The 18,863-nt window shown below is 58.5% G+C and carries 18 protein-coding genes; 9 read left to right on the top strand and 9 right to left on the bottom strand.

Translation table 11 applies throughout. The features are described 5' to 3' along the window. Nucleotides 1-2: 2 nt before the first annotated feature. Both hflC and G5137_RS16990 read left to right on the top strand, forming a co-directional pair. The gene (hflC, locus tag G5137_RS16995) at nucleotides 3-887 is read left to right on the top strand and encodes a protease modulator HflC (protein WP_319919774.1); all 885 of its coding nucleotides are present in this window, start codon (nucleotides 3-5) and stop codon (nucleotides 885-887) included. Nucleotides 888-992: 105 nt separating this feature from the next. Continuing rightward, nucleotides 993-1,181 (top strand): DUF2065 domain-containing protein, encoded by a 189-nt coding sequence (locus G5137_RS16990; protein ID WP_005339036.1) that lies wholly within the window; start codon nucleotides 993-995, stop codon nucleotides 1,179-1,181. A gap of 80 nt (nucleotides 1,182-1,261) precedes the next feature. Here G5137_RS16990 and ispB read toward each other — a convergent pair whose 3' ends face one another. Next, nucleotides 1,262-2,233, bottom strand: coding sequence for an octaprenyl diphosphate synthase (ispB, locus tag G5137_RS16985; RefSeq protein WP_319919775.1), 972 nt, complete (start codon nucleotides 2,231-2,233; stop codon nucleotides 1,262-1,264). A 242-nt stretch (nucleotides 2,234-2,475) separates the two neighbouring features. Between ispB and rplU the strand changes: the two genes are divergently transcribed. The 4 genes from rplU to G5137_RS16965 all read left to right on the top strand — a co-directional run bounded on the left by rplU (nucleotide 2,476) and on the right by G5137_RS16965 (nucleotide 6,198). Next, entirely contained in the window at nucleotides 2,476-2,787 is a 312-nt protein-coding gene (gene rplU / locus G5137_RS16980; RefSeq protein ID WP_005304210.1) for a 50S ribosomal protein L21, read from the top strand. Between the two features lie 17 nt (nucleotides 2,788-2,804). Continuing rightward, nucleotides 2,805-3,062 carry a 50S ribosomal protein L27 gene (rpmA, locus tag G5137_RS16975; protein WP_005304202.1) on the top strand — a complete coding sequence of 86 codons (258 nt, stop codon included), beginning with the start codon at nucleotides 2,805-2,807 and terminating at the stop codon, nucleotides 3,060-3,062. A 190-nt stretch (nucleotides 3,063-3,252) separates the two neighbouring features. Further along, nucleotides 3,253-4,455, top strand: coding sequence for an Obg family GTPase CgtA (gene cgtA / locus G5137_RS16970; RefSeq protein ID WP_216952928.1), 1,203 nt, complete (start codon nucleotides 3,253-3,255; stop codon nucleotides 4,453-4,455). 372 nt (nucleotides 4,456-4,827) lie between these two features. Then, a complete protein-coding gene (locus G5137_RS16965) occupies nucleotides 4,828-6,198 on the top strand; it encodes a YjiH family protein (protein WP_421251600.1) in 1,371 nt (456 codons plus the stop codon). Nucleotides 6,199-6,282: 84 nt separating this feature from the next. Here G5137_RS16965 and G5137_RS16960 read toward each other — a convergent pair whose 3' ends face one another. Both G5137_RS16960 and G5137_RS16955 read right to left on the bottom strand, forming a co-directional pair. Continuing rightward, entirely contained in the window at nucleotides 6,283-6,621 is a 339-nt protein-coding gene (locus G5137_RS16960) for a hypothetical protein (protein ID WP_206900447.1), read from the bottom strand. Between the two features lie 131 nt (nucleotides 6,622-6,752). Next, nucleotides 6,753-9,644: an HD domain-containing phosphohydrolase gene (locus G5137_RS16955; protein ID WP_421251598.1), complete on the bottom strand. Its 2,892-nt coding sequence runs from the start codon at nucleotides 9,642-9,644 to the stop codon at nucleotides 6,753-6,755. Nucleotides 9,645-9,854: 210 nt separating this feature from the next. Here G5137_RS16955 and G5137_RS16950 point away from each other — a divergent pair, with 210 nt between their 5' ends. From G5137_RS16950 to G5137_RS16940, 3 genes are all read left to right on the top strand, one after another. Continuing rightward, entirely contained in the window at nucleotides 9,855-10,844 is a 990-nt protein-coding gene (locus G5137_RS16950) for a luciferase-like monooxygenase (protein ID WP_421206018.1), read from the top strand. Nucleotides 10,845-10,847: 3 nt separating this feature from the next. Beyond that, nucleotides 10,848-11,294: a VOC family protein gene (locus G5137_RS16945; protein WP_335844178.1), complete on the top strand. Its 447-nt coding sequence runs from the start codon at nucleotides 10,848-10,850 to the stop codon at nucleotides 11,292-11,294. Between the two features lie 123 nt (nucleotides 11,295-11,417). Continuing rightward, nucleotides 11,418-11,918, top strand: a complete 501-nt coding sequence (locus G5137_RS16940) for a 2TM domain-containing protein (RefSeq protein ID WP_421251597.1) — start codon at nucleotides 11,418-11,420, stop codon at nucleotides 11,916-11,918. A 119-nt stretch (nucleotides 11,919-12,037) separates the two neighbouring features. Here the strand turns inward: G5137_RS16940 and G5137_RS16935 are convergent, their stop codons facing one another. The 6 genes from G5137_RS16935 to lptD are packed head-to-tail and all read right to left on the bottom strand — an operon-like array spanning nucleotide 12,038 to nucleotide 18,820. Beyond that, on the bottom strand, nucleotides 12,038-12,859 hold the full coding sequence (locus G5137_RS16935) for a symmetrical bis(5'-nucleosyl)-tetraphosphatase (protein WP_201987516.1): 822 nt from the start codon (nucleotides 12,857-12,859) through the stop codon (nucleotides 12,038-12,040). A 6-nt stretch (nucleotides 12,860-12,865) separates the two neighbouring features. Beyond that, nucleotides 12,866-13,228, bottom strand: a complete 363-nt coding sequence (apaG, locus tag G5137_RS16930) for a Co2+/Mg2+ efflux protein ApaG (RefSeq protein WP_201987518.1) — start codon at nucleotides 13,226-13,228, stop codon at nucleotides 12,866-12,868. Nucleotides 13,229-13,232: 4 nt separating this feature from the next. After that, nucleotides 13,233-14,045, bottom strand: coding sequence for a 16S rRNA (adenine(1518)-N(6)/adenine(1519)-N(6))-dimethyltransferase RsmA (rsmA, locus tag G5137_RS16925; RefSeq protein ID WP_005339016.1), 813 nt, complete (start codon nucleotides 14,043-14,045; stop codon nucleotides 13,233-13,235). Continuing rightward, nucleotides 14,035-15,030 carry a 4-hydroxythreonine-4-phosphate dehydrogenase PdxA gene (gene pdxA, locus G5137_RS16920; RefSeq protein ID WP_227341997.1) on the bottom strand — a complete coding sequence of 332 codons (996 nt, stop codon included), beginning with the start codon at nucleotides 15,028-15,030 and terminating at the stop codon, nucleotides 14,035-14,037. The genes rsmA and pdxA overlap by 11 nt, the downstream gene beginning before the upstream one ends. Further along, entirely contained in the window at nucleotides 15,030-16,328 is a 1,299-nt protein-coding gene (gene surA / locus G5137_RS16915; protein WP_266135378.1) for a peptidylprolyl isomerase SurA, read from the bottom strand. The genes pdxA and surA overlap by 1 nt, the downstream gene beginning before the upstream one ends. Nucleotides 16,329-16,354: 26 nt before the next feature. Continuing rightward, the gene (gene lptD / locus G5137_RS16910; protein ID WP_227341998.1) at nucleotides 16,355-18,820 is read right to left on the bottom strand and encodes an LPS assembly protein LptD; all 2,466 of its coding nucleotides are present in this window, start codon (nucleotides 18,818-18,820) and stop codon (nucleotides 16,355-16,357) included. Nucleotides 18,821-18,863: the final 43 nt, after the last annotated feature.

Here is an 18,863-nt window from a genome sequence, read left to right as displayed (position 1 = left end):
AGATGAAAAAGCTAGCTATTGGTGCAATCGCTGTCGCGGCCATGGTCTGCTTCTCCTCTGTCTTTATCGTTGATGAAGGCCAGAAGGGGATTGTGGTGCAGTTCGGCAAGGTGAAGCGGGTTGACTCCGGTGAACCCCGCCTCTATGAACCGGGCCTGCACTTCAAGGTGCCGCTCATCGACCAGGTTCGCAAAATGGATGCACGCATCCAGACCATCGACAGCCAGGCTGACCGTTTTGTCACCTCCGAGAAGAAAGACCTGATCATCGATTCCTATGTGAAATGGAAGATCGAGGACTTCTCCAAGTACTACTTGGCAACCGGTGGTGGCAACAAGTTGCAGGCCGAGGATCTGCTCAAGCGCAAAATCAACAACGGTCTGCGCTCCGAGATCGGTAATCGTACCATCAAGGATATCGTCTCCGGTGAACGCAGTACCGTGATGGAAGATGCTCTGATGAAGATGGCGCGCTCCTCCGAGCTCGGCATCAAGGTGGTGGATGTGCGGATCAAGCAGATCAACCTGCCGGTGGAAGTGTCCAACTCCATTTACCAGCGGATGCGGGCCGAGCGTACTGCCGTGGCCCGTGAGCATCGCTCCCAGGGGCGTGAGCAGGCCGAGATCCTGCGGGCCGATATCGATCGCAAAGTGACCGTGATGATCGCTGATGCAGAGAGTAACGCTCGTCAACTGCGCGGTGAAGGGGATGCGGAAGCCGCCAAAATCTATGCTGACAGCTACAAGAAAGACCCCGAGTTTTTCAGCTTCGTGCGCAGTATGGAGGCCTATCGCAAGAGCTTCGCCGGTGGCAATGACCTGATGGTGCTCAAGCCGGATAGCGAGTTTTTCCGTTACTTCAAGTCTCCTGAAGGCACCAAGCAGTAATCGCCACGAGGTCACATTCAAAGGGTCTGCATTGTCAGACCCTTTTGTTTTTGGTGCCAATGCCAGCCGTTGACCCGAGGGGCTGGTTGCATTGAAGGAGGTCGGATGCTGACATCCATGCTGATGGGGTTGGGATTGCTGTTGTTGTTCGAGGGGCTAGGCCCGTTGTTGATGCCCAGGGCATGGCAGCAGATGTTACGGCTGCTGAGCGATCAGCCACCGGAGCAGTTGCGCCGTATCGGCGGCTCGTTAGTGGTTGCGGGTAGCGTAATCCTCTGGATGCTGAGTCGCTGAGTCTGGCGCAACGCACTGTCCAGCAGATAGCGGACAATAAAAAAGAGGCCGAAGGCCTCTTTTTCATGCATGTCGTTTACTCAGGCACTGCGCTGTACGGCCATGTGGGCCAGTGTTTCCAGCGCCTGTTTGTGCGGGGAGTCCGGCAGGATGGCGAGGGCGGCAATGGCCTTGTCGGCCTCTTCCCGGGCCCGCATGCGGGAGTACTCCAGCGCGCCGGTACGGTCGAGAATCCCGAGGATCTGCTCAAGATGTTCCATACCGTTGCGGTGCTCGATGGCATCGCGCACCAGCTGGCGTTCTTCCGGCGTGCCCACATCCATGGCACGCAGCAGCGGCAGGGTTGGTTTGCCTTCGGCCAGATCGTCGCCGACGTTCTTGCCCATCTCTTCGCTCTGGGAGCAGTAGTCCATCACGTCATCAATGATCTGGAACGCGGTGCCCAGATACTTGCCGTAATCGGTCATGGCCTGTTCGACGGGCTCGGGCTGATGGGTCAGCACGGCGGCGAGTCGGGTAGCGGCCTCGAACAGCTTGGCGGTCTTGCAGTAGATGACCGTCATGTAGCTCTCTTCGGTGGTATCCGGGTCGTTGCAGTTCATCAGCTGCAACACTTCCCCTTCGGCGATGGTGTTGGTTGCATCCGAGAGGATCTCCATCACCCGCAGGTTGGAGAGTTCGGCCATCATCTGGAAGGAGCGGCTATAGAGGTAGTCACCGACCAGCACGCTGGCAGCATTGCCAAACATGGCGTTGGCGGTCTCCCGGCCGCGGCGCAGGTCGGATTCGTCGACCACGTCGTCGTGCAGCAGGGTAGAGGTGTGAATGAATTCGATGATGGCGGCCAGTTTCAGGTGATCCTCACCCTCATAGCCCAGCGCACGCGCAGCCATCACGGTCAGCATGGGGCGCATCCGTTTCCCGCCGGCGCTGACAATGTAGAAACCCAGCTGATTAATCAGACTAACGTCGGACTGGAGTCGGGCCAGGATCAGTTCATTGACCGCCGTCATGTCGGCGGCACAGAGCGCACGGATAGTCTGTTGGTCCATAAGTCTCGTAACGTGACAGCAGCAATAACTGCGATTTTAGTAATGGCAGGGATTCTACACGATTTCACAATGGGTTACAGTTAGGCGTTTATCCACGGCGGCAGATATGCGCACAAAATAAACTTTTTGCTAAATTGGCCTTGCCTGAGCAGATCGATTTGCGTAGAATGCCCGCCCATTGTTATAGGTTTTTGCGCATGTCTAGCCTTGAGCAAAAGACATGCCTTTACGGAGTTAATCAAATGTACGCGGTATTCCAAAGCGGCGGAAAACAACACCGTGTGGCCGAAGGTCAAATCGTTCGTCTGGAAAAGCTGAACGTTGAGACTGGCGCTACCATCGACTTCAACGAAGTGCTGATGGTTGCTGCAGGCGACACTTTTAAAGTAGGTGCTCCTTTCGTTGAAGGTGGCAAGGTTGTAGCTGAAGTTGTGGCTCACGGCCGTGGCGAGAAAGTGACTATCGTCAAGTTCCGTCGTCGTAAGCACCACCGTAAGCAAGCGGGCCACCGTCAGTGGTTCACTGAAGTCAAAATCACTGGCATCAGCGCTTAATTAGAGGAGTCCGATAGATGGCACACAAAAAAGCTGGCGGTTCATCCCGCAACGGTCGCGATTCTGAAGCTAAACGCCTGGGCGTGAAGCGTTTCGGCGGCGAAACAGTTCTGGCTGGCAGCATCATCGTTCGTCAGCGCGGTACCAAGTTCCACGCTGGTGAGAACGTTGGTCTGGGCAAGGACCACACCCTGTTCGCTACCGCGAACGGCAAGGTGCAGTTCGAAGTTAAAGGTCCGCTGAATCGTAAGTACGTTAGCATCGTTGCTGAGTAATTACGGACCGCAAGGATCCGAAGCCCCGCCAACAGGCGGGGCTTTTGTTTTTCCGAAATAATGACGAAAAAACGGAACGCAGATGACCCGGGTACCGAGATTGCCCGGAGAGGCAAGATGCGTATCGCCCGCAGGGGTCTGTACCACTATAATTGCGTATCGGTTTTTCGAATTAAGGTGACGGTTACCTATGAAGTTTGTTGATGAAGTCCAGATTCGAGTCGATGCCGGTGACGGTGGTAACGGTTGTGTAAGTTTTCGCCGTGAAAAATATATTCCCAACGGTGGTCCGGATGGTGGTGACGGTGGTGACGGTGGTGACGTCTATCTGGTTGCCGATGAGAACCTCAACACCCTGATCGACTACCGTTTTGAGCGTTTCCATGCTGCCGAGCGTGGCGAGAATGGCCAGAGTGCCAACTGTACCGGTCGTCGTGGCAAGGACAAGATCCTGCGCGTGCCGGTCGGTACCCGTGCAACCGATGACGATACCGGCGAGTTGCTGGGCGACTTGACTCACCACGAGCAGAAGTTGCTGGTTGCCAAGGGCGGTTTCCACGGTTTGGGCAATACCCGCTTCAAGAGTTCGGTCAACCGGGCTCCACGCCAGAAGAGCAACGGCACACCGGGCGAAGTGCGTACCCTGAAGCTGGAGCTGCTGTTGCTGGCTGACGTCGGTATGCTGGGTCTGCCCAACGCCGGTAAATCTACCTTTATTCGCGCTGTTTCTGCCGCCCGCCCGAAAGTCGCTGATTATCCCTTTACCACCCTGGTGCCGAACCTCGGTGTGGTGCGTGGTGAGAACTCCCGCTCCTTCGTGATCGCCGATATTCCGGGCCTGATTGAGGGGGCAGCCGAAGGCGCAGGTCTTGGTATCCGTTTCCTCAAGCACCTCGAACGCTGCCGCGTGTTGATCCATCTGGTGGATATTTGCCCCATTGATGGCTCCGATCCGGCTGAAAATGCCGTGACCATCGTGCGTGAGCTGGAGAAGTACAGCCCGGAACTGGCTGGCAAGCCGCGCTGGCTGGTGTTCAACAAGATGGATCTGATCCTGGAAGAAGAGGCTCAGGAAGTGATGGATCGCGTGAAAGCCGCCCTCAACCACGAAGGGCCGGTCTACGCCATCACTGCCATCAGCAAGGAAGGGACCAAGAAGGTCTGCTACGACATCCTGGATCTGCTGGATACCATGCCCCGTCAGCTGGAGCAGGATGCCAAAGAGGCGATCGAGAAAGTGGAGTTCAAGTGGGACGACTACCACAAGAACCAGCTGGCTAAAGCCGAAGCGGAAGCGCTTGCCGCCTCCATGGCCTTTGACGAAAGTCTCGACGATGATGATTGGGATGACGAAGATGATGATGGTGTGGAAGTGATCTACGTCCGTGACTGATACCCTTGTCTGTCCATTTCATTGATAACCGGAGCCTGAACAGGCTCCGGTTTTTTTATGCCTGTCGAGTAGTGGCTCATTAGGTATGTTTGTGATGCCACTTATTGCCTGCCGTTGATAACTGTTTATACTGCCCATCAAAATTAACAGTAATGAAACAATCATCTGGCGATGTCGATTGAATCGATATGCGTTTCTGTATCTGATTGTTTTGATGGAAGGTTTACCTGTAAAAATTTTTATGCGCAGATTTATGCATTATGGGCTTGTTTGTGCATTTTTTTGGAGTATTCTTGCGCCCGTTTTGCCGGTTAATGCATGAATACGCAGGTAGGCCGGGCTATGGAAAAGTAACATTAGGGCAGTCTTATCATGCTGGAAAAGAGTCTTGAAGCATCTGCGGTTAATACCCGCCGTAACTTGTTGATGTTTCTAATACCGTCACTGATCGGTATCTTGCTGTTCATGACGCCGGTCGTCTATGACGGTAACGTCACCATCCCGGTGGCCGTGCTGGCCAAGCTGGTACAGCGCGTTTTTGCCGATTATCTGGTCGCCATGGTCAGTGCGGTGATCACCACCACCATGCTGATGACGGTGATTGCCTGGCTGTTCAAGCCAGCGATTCTGGTGCGTCGTCCTTTCCTCAACAGTTTGTTCAATGTCTCCCCTTTCTGGGCCTGCGTGCGGGTATTGGGCGGTATCTTCGTGCTGCTGACCTTCTTCCAGGTGGGGCCAGAGGTGCTTTACTCCGGCGCAACCGGTGGACTGGTGCTCAACGATCTGCTGCCGGTGCTGTTTTCGGTCTTCATTTTTGCTGGCCTGTTGCTGCCGTTGCTGCTCGATTTCGGGCTGCTGGAATTTGTCGGCACCATGATGACCCGCATCATGCGTCCGGTGTTCCGGTTGCCGGGTCGCTCCGCAGTGGACTGCTTTGCCTCCTGGCTGGGGGATGGCAGCGTCGGTATCCTGCTGACCAGCAAGCAGTACGAAGGGAAGTTCTATACCCAGCGTGAAGCCGCGGTGATTGGCACCACCTTCTCTGCCGTCTCCATCACCTTCTGTCTGGTGGTGATCTCCCAGGTGAAGCTGGAGCACATGTTCGTCCCCTTCTACCTGACCGTCTGTCTGGCGGGGGTGGTTGCCGCCATCGTGGTGCCGCGTCTGCCACCGCTCTGCTGGAAGAAGGACATCTATGCCGATGGCACTCCCCTGTGCCGCAAGCAGGAAGCAGTGCCGCACCAGCACAGCGTGATGAGCTATGGTTTCGAGCGTGCCCTCACCAAGGCTGACAGCATGACTGATCTCGGCGCCGTCGCACGGGAAGGGGTGAAGAATGCACTGGATATGGTGTTTGGCGTGCTGCCGGTGGTGATGGCGATCGGTACCTGTGCCCTGATGCTGGCCGAGCACACCCCTATCTTCAACTGGCTTGGCGCCCCGTTTGTCCCCTTGCTGGAGCTGCTGCAACTGCCGGAGGCGGAAGCCGCTTCCAAGACCATCATGGTCGGTTTTGCCGACATGTTCATTCCGGCGGTGCTGGCCTCGACCATCGAGAGTGACATGACCCGCTTCGTGATTGCCGCCATGTCGGTAACCCAGCTGATCTATATGTCGGAAGTGGGCGCCCTGCTGCTGGGCAGCAAGATCCCGGTCAAGCTGTGGGAGCTGTTCGTTATCTTCCTGCTGCGCACTCTGGTTACCTTGCCGGTGATTGCCGGGGTGGCACACCTGCTGTTCTAAGGGCGCAGCGCAGTGAAAAACGGTCAACCTCGGTTGACCGTTTTCTTTTTCGTAGTGACGGAAGAGAGTCCCCCTTCGGTTGGCTCAGCCTGTAGTGACGGGACACTGGATGGTCAGCGAGTGGATTGTGTTGGCGATGCGATAGGGCTTGGCTGCTTTGTAGACCTTCTTCTCGTCGTCATAGCTTCCCCCCAGATACTGGGTGCTGTATAGCGTCTGCTGGCGGCGATCTGTCTCCTTGTAGCCCTGCGGGCAGGTCTGGTTGGCCTGCTGAAAGCAGGCCGTCATGCTGCTGCATTCGATGTAGAAGCCGCGCTGGCTGGGATCGGCAAGGTGCACAGGGGTGACGGTAGGGGCGGGGGGAGACAACAGGGCGCAACCGGAGAGCGTCAGTGCGCCCAGCAGAACGAGATGTTTTGACATAGATAACCTGAACAGTGTGGTGTGACAACGTGTGAGGGGGAGTCTATTGCTCCCCCTTCGCTATAGGGGCACCGTTATAACCAGCCCGGGGCGTTCAGGCCAGCCCGCAAATGTAAGAAGATATGACCCAGCTAGGCCTGTGCGGCTAGCAGTGCGGTTTCATCCACCTGATCCAGTTGGGCGGTCTCGAGGAAGCGTCTGGCGTAATCGCGCCAGATACCGCTGCTGACAAACAGAACGAACAGATCCGGGTCGATATGCTGTTCACGTACCATGCTCTGCATGATGGCAAGAGCCTGGGAGACCGTCTTGCCAGATTTGTAGGGGCGATCACTGGCGGTCAGAGCCTCGAAAATATCGGCGATAGCCATGATGCGGGCCGGTACGCTCATCTGTGATCCGGTCAGCTGGCGTGGGTAACCCTTGCCATCCATCCGCTCGTGATGGCCGCCGGCAATCTCCGGCACGCAGCGCAGATGACGGGGGAAGGGGAGGTGCTCCAGCATGCGTATGGTCTGGATGATGTGCTCGTTGATCTTGTAGCGCTCCTCCTCGGTGAGGGTTCCCCTGCTGATGGCAAGGTTGTATCTCTCCCCCCGGTTGTAGAGATGGTGCGGTACCTTGACCTTGAAGCCCCAGGGATTGTGCTCGTCGAACCGATCTCCATCCGGACGAGGCACAAGGTGCCAGCACTTGTCGGCCAGCAGTGGCTCGAGGCAGGGCAACTCGGGAGATGGTTCTTTCTGACGCAGCTTGATCTCCTCCCGGCTGATGCCGAGCCGATCGTCCAGGGTGCGCAGCCAGGTGCGGCTGGCGATGGCGTCGAGCCGTTCAATCTTCTCGGGGGCCATCCACTCGCCACCCAGATTGCACTCGGCGATGAAGGCAAACTCCTGATCCAGCTCGGCCCAGCGCGGGGCTGCCTCTTCCCGGCAGGCACTTCTGATCTCTGATGACAAGCGGGCAGCGAGGCTCTCGATATAGACATCCCGCTTGAGTACTTCAAAACGAGTGCGGATCTCGTGGATCCGGTCGTAGAGGGTCTCCAGTTTGGTGGCCTTGTCGACCACGAACTCCGGGGTGGTCACCTTACCACAGTCATGTAGCCAGCTGGCGATATGGATGGCTTCCCACTCCTCCTCGTTGAGAGTGAAATCGGCAAAGGGGCCCTGTCGCTGGGCGCAGGCCGCCTCGGTCAGCATCCGGGTCAGCTCCGGCACCCGCTGGCAGTGACCGCCGGTGTAGGGGCTCTTGGCGTCGATGGCGCCGGCCATCAGCTCGATAAAGGATTCGAGCAGCTGTTTCTGCTCTTCCAGCAAGCGCTGGTTCTCGATGGCGGAGGCGGAAGTGCCCGCCAGCGCTTCGATGAGGCTGATGCGCGATGCCAGCTCCTGTTCGCTGCAGCGTGGCAGGATCAGCAGGAGGTATCCGATCAGCTCCTGACGATGGCCGCAGAGCGGCTCAGCCACCAGCTGGCATGGGTCGGGAAAGGAACCCCAACTGTCCAGGTGTTGCCTCCATGTCGCCTCATCCAGGCTGAGGGAGATGCGCTGGGAAGTGGCCATGCCGGATAGCAATGGTTGTGGCCAGGGAACCTGCCCAAGGGGCAGCTCGGTTTGCTGCCAGCGGGCCTGGACCGGCTGCATCTTTTGCTGTTGGGCCAGGTAGAGGCTCCCCCCTTTTGCCTGTACCGCGGCGATGGTTTCATGCAGGATGCGGCTTAGCAGGGAGTCGAAGCGGTGCTCTGCAGCCAGTGCTCTACCCATGTTCATGAAGTTGCCGAGGGTTTGGCGCATGCCGGACATGGTGCGGGCAAGGTCATCTATCTCCCGGATGGCCGATTCTGGAACCTGCCCCTCGCCAAAGTCGAAACGCTGGATCCGCTCGGCCTCGCGGGTCAGGGCCAGCAGCGGGGTAGCGGTACGGCGGGAGACCATCCAGATCACTGGCAGCAGCAACAACAGGCTGGTCAGCGCCCATGCCATATTGATCAGTGCTTCATTGCGTGCCTGCTGATAGAGCAGATCTGCCGAGACCAGCAGGGCGATGTAAAAAGGGGTGTCCTTGCCGAGGGGGGAGATATTGACCAGCCACTCTTGTTTTTCCCCTGTGGTCAGGGTCAGCTCCCGGGGAGAACCATCCAGCAGCACAGGCGTCCTCTCTAGCCTAGTTTTCAGCTCGGCCATGACTGGGCTGCCCAGAGCCGTGATCGCTGGCAGCTGGGTTAGCTGATCATAGGCTGGCAGATGTACAGGATCGGCCGCCAGTAGGGTCGCGGAGCGATCGAACAACACTACCTGGCTTTGGAGCGGCAACTGCAGCTCGCCAATCAAGGCCGAGAGCCCTTCGACACTGGCATCCAGCCCGATCACGGCGCGTTGGCTATGGCTGGTGACAGCCAGCGTCATGCCCGGCTCCCTGGTGGTAAAAAAGAGATAGGGGGTGGTGGCGACAATCTTTGATGAACCGCGAGCCAGCCGGTACCAGTCGCGGCTGCGGGGATCGAATCGATAATCCGCCATGGCTCGCCGCCCCAAAAGTTGCAGCTGCTCATCAAAATAGAGGAACTCTCCCCGCCCGCTACTCAGGCTCTGAACCAGCAACTGGCTGCCTTCAGGCACAGCCTGCAACTGGGCCCGGGCCCGTTCCGTGAGTTTTCGTACCAGAAAGAAATCGCCACTCTCATAGCCGATGTAGACGGCACCATAGCTGTCGCGATTGGCCAAGATCTCTGCCAACTGCGGCAGATACTCCAGTCGGCTTGCCAGATCGCTCATGTCGGCCAGTCGGCTGCTGGCTAGCAGGCTGAGGGACATGCGGGCTGGCTGCTCGTTCAATTGCAGAGCGAGGGCCAGCTGTTCCCGGTACTGTTTGAAGTTGTGGCGCTCATGTTCCAGCATCTGGCGAGAGCCCTGCTGGAACTGCAGCAGAATCAGCAGCATGCCCAGCACACTGAACAGCAGGGTAAATAGGGTGGCAATGTGAACATAGAAGGGCTTGCGCCCGGATCTGGCAGTGATCATGGACATTTCCTTGTCACAGTGATGCTTGCGGAGACGATCTGTCAGCAGTGTGTCAATACGATAACAGAAATGACAATACTGGCCTGATATCTGTGCTTTTCCATGGTTGCCCACTGCCAGGCAGAGCTTGGCAGGAGATAGTGATTCATTCAGGTATCCCGTGCTACATTGCCTCACTTGTTACTGGTCTGTAAATCCATGGAGTGACTCATGCCTGCCATCCCCTATTCCGTGCTCGATCTGGTGCCTGTTGCCGAAGGTTCCGTACCTGCCGAGTCATTTCGCCGTTCGCGGGATCTAGCCCGCCATGCCGAGGGCTGGGGTTACCAGCGCTACTGGCTGGCCGAACACCACAACATGCCGGGCATTGCCAGTGCCGCCACCTCGGTGCTGATCGGCCATCTGGCCGAAGCCACCACAACTCTGCGGATCGGGGCGGGTGGCATCATGCTGCCGAACCACTCGCCACTGGTGATTGCCGAGCAGTTTGGCACTTTGGCTTCTCTCTATCCCGACCGCATCGATTTGGGCCTTGGTCGCGCCCCCGGGACCGACCAGCGCACCATGCGGGCGCTGCGGCGAATGCGCAGCAGCGAGGTGGATGATTTTCCGGCCGATGTGCGCGAGCTGATGAGCTACTTTGGCGACGAGATCGGCGCGGTGCAGGCGGTGCCCGGCCAGGGGCTGCATCTACCCATCTGGCTGCTGGGCTCCAGCCTCTACAGCGCGCAACTTGCAGCTGCGATGGGCTTGCCGTTCGGGTTTGCCTCCCATTTCGCGCCCGCCATGTTGCTGCAGGCGCTGGAAATCTACCGCAGCCAGTATCGTCCCTCTGCGCGCTGGCCCAAGCCCCATGCGGTGGTCTGCATCAACATGATCGCCGCCGACAGCGAGCGGGAGGCCCGTTTCCAGTTCACTACCGTGCAGCAGCAGTTCTTGCGCCTTCATCGCGGTGATGCGGGCAAGCTGCCCGCGCCGGTCGTCCAGCTTGGCGACGAGTGGGCACCCCGGGAGCTGATGGCGATGGAGCAGACCCTGGCTCGCTCGCTAGTGGGCGATCCGGAGCAGATCCGCCATGGCCTCAAGGCGCTGCTGGCGGAAACCCGTGCCGATGAGCTGATGTTCAATGGCCCCATCGTCGATCATCAGGCCCGGCTGCGCTCCTTTGAAATTGCCGCCGAGCTGATGCAGAGCCTGTAAGCCATGACGAACCCTACTGTCGCGGTGGATGGGCCGTATTGGAATCCCATGGTACCGGAGCTGTCGGTTACCGATCTGGCTCGATCTCTGGTTTTCTATACCGGTTTGTTGGGCTTCTCGGTCCGCTATCGGCGCGATGACCCTCCTTTTGCTTATCTTGAGCAGCAACAGATACAGCTGATGCTGGAGCAGGTACATCCGGCGGGTTGGCAGGTCGGGGCGCTGGAGCCACCGTTCGGTCGGGGGATCAATCTGCAGATGGAGCTGACCGAGATCCAGCCGCTACTCGACCGCTTGCAGGCCGCCGGGATTGCACTTTTCCGGCAGCCCACTGAAGTCTGGTATCCAGTGGGCGAGATGCTGGCCGGGCAGCGCGAATTTTTGCTGCAGGATCCCGATGGTTATCTGTTACGGTTTGTGCAATATCTGGGGGAACGAGCGGCTGACTGACAAGATCAAAATCTTAACCATCTGATTTTAAAGGACTGTCAGATGTATGTCGGCTATCTGTCGTGTCACCTTTCGCGGCGCAAGCCCTATGCTGGCCCTGTCAATTACCACAAGGAGTTCGAGATGATCGTCAGGAAGTTGAGATTGCAACGGGGTTGGTCTCAGGATCAGTTGGCAACGTTGACTGGTTTGAGTGTCCGCACTATCCAGCGGATCGAGCAGGGGCAGCAACCCGGACTGGAATCTCTCAAGGCCCTGGCCGCCGTCTTTGAACTCGATGTGGCTCAACTGGATGGATCAGAGCAACAGGAGCGCGAGATGAGAGGAAGTGACACTATGGGTCAGGATGCGGTCCAGGTATCGGCAGAGGAGCGGGCGGCAATGCGCTATGTGGAGGGGCTCAAGGGCTTCTATCACCATGTCGCCAGCTATCTGCTGGTGATTGGCGGGTTGTTTGTCATCAACTATCTGAGCAACCCGGGGTATATCTGGGCCTGGTGGCCGGCACTGGGGTGGGGATTGGGACTGGCGTCCCATGCCATTCGGATATTCGAGCCTTTCAAACTGTTTGGCCCGGAGTGGGAGCGGCGCCAGATCGAGAAGCGGCTGGGGCGCAAGTTGTAACTTCATTCGCCGGAAAACAGGGCACACAAAATAGTAAGCCCGGCAGATTGCCGGGCTTTGTTATTGGAGCGGGTTGTGGCAATCGGTGCAACTGCGACCGCCTGATTGCTGCGTACTCCCTAGCTGGCGTGAACCGGGCAGGGGGTGGCGATCAGAGCATCATCCTCGTAGCGCCACAGGGTGAGGCTGTTGCCCCAGACGCAGCCGGTATCCAGACCCTTGATATCGCTTTTTCCGGTGTTGCCCATCAGGGCTGCCCAGTGGCCGAACACCAGAATGGGGTCATCCACATGGTGTTCACGCTGCTCGAACCAGGGGCGCAGCCCCGGGGTCGACTCCTTGGGCCCCTTCTTGCATTTGAAGTCGAGCCGGCCATCAAAGTAGCAGAAGCGCATCCGGGTGAAGGTGTTGATGATGTAGCGGTAGCGGTCAATCCCGACCAGATCATCTTTCCAGCCATCGGGTTGGTCGCCATACATGTTGTGCAGCAGCCACTGGTACTGATCGCCGCGCAACAGGCTCTCTACCTCGCGGGCACAGTTGCGGGCGGTGCGGGCATCCCACGCCGGGGAGATACCGGCATGCACCATCATGATGGGCAGATCCGGATGCTCCGCCAGCAGCGGGCGGTGGCGCAGCCACTCCAGCAGTTCATCCCGATCCGGCGCATCCATCAGGCTCTGCAGCTTGTCCTTCTTCTTGAGTGGGGCAACGCCATTGGCGACCGCCAGCAGGTGCAGGTCGTGGTTGCCGAGCACGGTGACGGCGCGGTTGCCCAGCCCTTTGACAAAACGCAGGGTATTGAGGGAGTCCGGGCCGCGGGCGACCAGATCGCCGCAGAGCCAGAGCACGTCTTGGTCGGGATCGAACGCGGCAAGATCCAGCAGACGGCGCAAGTCGTCGTAACAGCCCTGGATGTCACCGACAAAACAGTTCGCCATGAAACCTCAGTTGATAATATTGGGGATGGCCAGCGTGAAGGGGGCGATAGGCGCCTCGAACTGCTGACCAGAGCCATCTTGCAGGGTATAGCTCCCTTCCATCACCCCGAGCGGGGTCGCCAGCGGCACGCCGCTCTGGTAGCGGTAGGTTTCCCCTTCGGCAATGACGGGTTGCTCCCCGACCACGCCTGGGCCTGCCACTTCCAGCATCTTGCCATTGGCATCGGTGATGAGCCAGCGCCGGTGCAGCAGTTGCACTGGGCCGGGCCCCAGATTCTCAATCTCGATCAGATAGTGAAACTGGTAAGGGTCTTTGGATCCCGCCACATACAGGGGGTATGGGCGGATCTCGATGTGCGGGAGTGCCACAGGATCAGGCCTGTTGCTGATCCGCCAGCCAGTTGGCGATCATGACAAACTGCTCGAGGGAGAGATTCTCCGGGCGCAGGTTGCCATCGATACCAAGCTCGGTCAGCTGGGCGTCGGTGATGAAGTTGGAGAAGCTGTTGCGGATGGTCTTGCGACGCTGGCCAAAGCCCTCGGTACAGACGCGATTCAGACAGCGAATGTCTTTCGCGACTATGGTCGGATTCTTGTGCGGGATCAGGCGAACTACGGCCGAGTCCACCTTTGGCGCCGGTTTGAAGGCGCCCGGGCCCACTTCCAGTACCGGCACCACCTGGCAGTAGTACTGGGTCATCACGCTCAGGCGGCCATAAGCCTTGCTGCCCGGGCCTGCGGCCAGACGCAACACCACTTCCTTTTGCAGCATGAAGTGCATGTCCTCTACCCGATCAGCGAACTCGCACAGGTGGAAGATGAGCGGGGTGGAGATGTTGTAGGGCAGGTTGCCGAAGATGCGCAGCGGCCCCTTGCCTTCACCCATCAGGGTGCCGAAGTCGAAACGCATGGCATCCGCTTCGATGACGGTCAACTTGTCTTTGAGGGTCGGGTGCTCGCGCAGGCGAGCTGCCAGGTCCCGGTCAAGCTCGACCACGGTCATTTTGTCCATCTGGGCGGCGACTGGCTCGGTCAGCGCGGCCAGACCCGGACCGATCTCCACCAGATTCTGACCCGGCTGCGGGTTGATGGCGGCGACGATCTGATCGATCACATACCGGTCGTGCAAGAAGTTCTGACCGAAACGCTTACGGGCCGTGTGGCCCATGTGCACCTTACTGCTCATATCTTTTTTTCTCTACCATCTTGATGGCGTGGTTAATCGCGGTGACAAGGCTGCCCGGATCGGCCAGGCCCTTGCCTGCCAGATCCAGCGCGGTGCCGTGATCCACCGAAGTGCGGATGAAGGGAAGCCCCAGGGTGATATTGACCGAACTGCCGAAGCCCTTGTATTTGAGCACAGGCAGCCCCTGGTCGTGGTACATGGCGAGTACCGCATCCGCATCCTTGAGGTATTTCTCCTGGAACAGGGTGTCGGCCGGCAATGGGCCGACCAGATCGATCCCTTCCTGGCGCAGGGTGACCAGGGCGGGTTCGATCACGTCAATCTCTTCACGTCCGAGATGGCCACCTTCCCCGGCGTGGGGGTTGAGGCCGCAGACGTAAATACGGGGTTTGGCGATACCAAACTTGGTGGCGAGATCCTCGTTGAGGATCCGGATCACCTTGCCGAGGCGATCTTCGGTGATGGCCATCGCTACATAGGCCAGCGGAATATGGGTAGTCGCCAGTGCGACCCGCAGCCCCTCGGTTGCCAGCATCATTACCACATCGGCAGTGTTGGATTGTTGGGCAAAGAACTCGGTGTGGCCGCTGAACGAGACCCCGGCCTGGTTGATGATCCCCTTGTGCACCGGCCCGGTCACCACGGCGGCAAATTCGCCGCTCATGTTGCCATCGCAGGCACGCTGCAGGGTCGCTAGCACATAGGCGCCATTGCCTTCGTTCAGCTCGCCCGGCACCACGGGGGCGCCGAGGGTGACCGGACAGACGGTCAGGGTGCCCGCCCGCTGCGGATGAGCAGGGGCGGTTGCGTCATAGGGCTCAAGCTCGATGCTGAGCCCCTGCAGGGTTGCCCGCTCGCGCAGCAGCGCCGGATCGGCGATCACCACCAACTGGTGGGGCCAATCCTGCTGGGCAATCTGCAGCACCAGATCCGGGCCGATCCCGGCCGGTTCGCCCGGGGTAACGGCAAGGCGACGGCAGCTCATCAGCTCGCAGATCCTTCGACACGGATGTAAGCCTCATCACGCAGCTCGTCCAACCAGGCCTGGGACTCTTCCACGAAGCGGCGATTGTAGATCAGCTGATAGGCACGCTGTTCCAGAGCCTTGTCAGTGGCATCCTGGCTGCGACGATCTTCCACTTGGACGATGTGCCAGCCGTGGCTGGTGCGGAAGGGGGCGCTGATCTGGCCTGGTTGCAGTCGGTTAACCATGTCGCGAAACTCTGGTACATAGACGTTGGGATCAGACCAGCCCAGTTCGCCACCCTGCACCGCAGAGCCCGGATCTTCGGAATACTTCTCCGCCATGCTGGCGAAGCTTGCCTTGCCGCTCTTGATGTCGTGCAGAATGCCGTCCAGCATCCCCTTGGCTTTCTCTTCGCTCAGGATGATGGAGGGCTTGATCAGGATGTGACGGGCCTTCACCTCGGTCTGCATCACTTGCTGCTGACCCTTGGTGTCGAACACCTTGACGATGTGCAGACCGGCGCCGGAGCGCAGCGGGCCCACGATATCGCCCTTCTTGGTACCCTGTACCGCTTCGGCCATCAGGGTCGGCATCTCTTGCGGGCTCATCCAGCCCCAGTCACCCCCTTCCAGCGCCTTGGGGCCGTTACTCTCGGCAATGGCCAGTTTGCGGAAGTCGGCACCCTGCTTGAGGGCGGCCAGAATGTGCTCGATCTTGCTCTTGGCGGCATCCAGCTGGGCGGCGGTGGGGTTGTCCGGCAGGGCAATCTGGATATGGCCGACGTGGTATTCGTTCTGCTGTTGACCCTGTTTCTTCAGGATCTCCACCACCTGCTTCACCTCCTGCTCGGAGATGTTGATACGGCGGCGCACCTGATTGCGGCGCACCTCGTTCATCAGGATCTCGCGGCGAACCTCTTCCCGATACTGGGCATAGGTCATCCCTTCACGGGCGAGCTGGGCGCGCAGCTGATCCAGGGTCATCTTGTTGTCGGCGGCGATGCCCTGAATAGCCTGTTCCAGCTGGGTATCACTGATCTTCAGCCCCTGGCGATCCGCCAGTTGCAACTGCAGGCTCTCCTGGATCAGACGGTCGAGTGCCTGTTTGCGCAGAGTGGCATCGTCAGGCAGAGACTGGCCGCTCTCCTGGGCGGAGAGTTTTACCTTGTTGACCAGTGCGTCCTGTTGACTGGACAGCACTACGTCCTTGTTGACCACGGCCAGCACTTTGTCCATCAGCTCGGGCGCAGCCAGTGCGGCCTGGCTCATGGCGCCGAACATTCCCGCGGTCAGCAGGGCAATCAGGGTCTTTTTCATATCCATCTCTCAAGGCTGGACCAGCATCATTGCTGGTCTTTCAGATTAAACGGGCGAACATAGGGCAACAGCTCGGTATCCAGTGTGACACTGCGGCCACCGGTACCCACGCTGCCAAGTCCCTTCATTTCAAACTGCAGACCAATGACTTTTTCCGAAGTGGGCTTCAGAGTGATGTTGTCCGGCTGGTTGTGCCACTCCAGGCTCATGTTGATGCTCCAGCAGCAGGAGTCGTATTTGACACCGATCTTGCGGTCAATGTTCACATCCTGCTTGATATCGCGATAGTAACCGCCATACATCTGCCACTGATCGGCGATCGGCGCCATCATCACCAGACCAGCCTGGCTGAGGTCTTCGGCCAGAGCAGGATTGCTCGGGTAGCGATAATCCCGGTTGCCGTCCTGGATATAGCGGTAGTTGACCTGGGTGGTCAGCTTGCCGGTCCGGTATTCGACTGCACCGTTGCCGGCAGTAAATTCCCCCTCGGAGGTATCGTACTGGGTGCCGGCATGGGCGAACCACTCATCGGTGATCCGGGCATCCCCCTCGAACGAGAGCAGGGAGCGGGCGTTGGTGTTTTCCTGATCGGACGGGTAGAGGCGCACCTTGGGTGGTGTCATCTCGAAGGCCTGGGCTACCGCCAGACGTAACCGCTCGTCCCCCACATTGTCATAGACCCGGCTGGTCAGGCCAACGGTGACCCGGTTGGCATCGCTGATGCGGTCGAGACCGGCGTAGCGGCGATCGCTGAACAGGCTGTAGTAGTCCTGACGGGTGGTGGTGGAGTCGTAAATCCCTATTTCGTCCTGATTCTTGTAAGGGATATAGAGGTACTGGAACTCAGGCTCCAGGGTCTGAGTGCCCTTGCCATCATACCAGTCTACCGGACGATCGAAGTTGACGCCCCCCTTGAGGCGGAAGGACGGCAAGGTGCGGGTAATGGTGCCGTCTTTCAGGGTCAGCTGCTGGCTATCTGCGTCTGTAAATTTACTGCGATCCTGGCTAATCAGGTCTTTGGGGATCTCCTGGTTGTAGGAGGTAAACATCAGTTTGTACTGGCTTATAAGGTAGTAACCCGGCGCATCGACCAGGGGGATGGTCAGGGTGGGAGCCAGATGCAGACGGGTAGCGGTATAACGCTCACCGGCCTGCTGGGCAGTGGCGCTGCCGCTGTCATAGCCAAACTTGGTCAGCTCGCTGTTCCAGGCCAGATCGAACCATTTCCCCTGCTGGAAGTAGTTGTAGTTGATGCGTGGCAGCATCTCGTGGGGCAGCAGCGCGTAGGGACTCAGGATCTGATAGCGACGCACCTCGGAGGTGAGGTTCCAGTTCTGCTGGTAGTAACCGGCGGTAAAGGATTGCTGCAACTGGCTGTCGACCTGGGTGCCCACTTGCGGGCTGAAGTCGTTAAAGTAGTTGTAATCCTTGTCCCGTACCTGGGTGTAGTCGATGCCTAAACGCAGGGAGCCATCCATCAGGGTGGATCCGTGACGAATATTCATCAGGTAACGATGACCATCTGAGAGGTACGGAGTCCCTGTCGACGGGTTGGTAAAGCTCGGGTTGCCAGCATCATACTGCTTGTCATCCCTGAGGCTTTCAAAATAGAGGGTACCGGTATGGGCTGGGTCCGGCATGTAGCGAAACTCTACCTGTTCCATCAGGCCGCGTTTGTCCATAAAGCGGGAGGTGATGGTGGCATCGTAGTTGGGGGCAATGTTCCAGTAGAAGGGCTGGGTGATCTCCATGCCGTTGCCGGAACTCTGTTTGTAACCCGGGTAGAGCAGACCTGTCTTCCGTTCATCCTTGATGGGGAAGTTGATATAGGGGAAGTAGAACACCGGGTAGTCATAGAGCCAGAGGCTGGCGTTCCAGGCTTCGCCGAACACCTCTTTCTGGTCGATGTCGATGCTGCCCGCCTTGAGGGTCCACACTTCCTGACCGGGGGGGCAGGTAGTGTACTGGGCTCCCTCCATGGTGATGTTCTGGTTGTTGTTGGTCATCACCACGCGTTTGGCAAAGCCGCGCACCGGTGAGCCATGCACCTGATACTTGCCCTCCTCCAGCTCGGAGTTTTTGGTATCCAGGTTGGATTTGAGGGTCTTGTCGCTGGTGACGGTCACCTGACCGTCGTTGTAATAGATGTTGCCGATGGCGATGACATCCCGGCTCTTCTGATCGAGCTGTGCATAATCGGAGTCAAACTTGCGAACACCCTGACGAACCTTGACGTCCCCTTCATAGACGGCGGTGCCGCCCTGTTTGGCCTCGAGACGGTCAGCATCAACCTCGACCGGCTGCGCATTGGCATCCTGATCCGATGAAGGCTTTTCTATCTTGGGAACATAGTCATAGCAGAGACTATCAAGAATGCCGGTGGCTGGCGGCGCTTCGAACGGGGCCGCCTGCACCATCATAGGGGTGAGTGCGGGGGCCAGGCTGATAGTCAGGGCGATGGGATAGCGGTACCCCAGTGTCCATTTGGTCATGTGAAAGACTCGTGCAATCCGTGATAGATACGGTTGATCCAAG

Source organism: Aeromonas sp. 600282, from assembly GCF_049175755.1.
Taxonomy (GTDB): Bacteria; Pseudomonadota; Gammaproteobacteria; order Enterobacterales; family Aeromonadaceae; genus Aeromonas; species Aeromonas veronii_A.
This window is presented reverse-complemented; position numbering and strand designations above follow the sequence as displayed.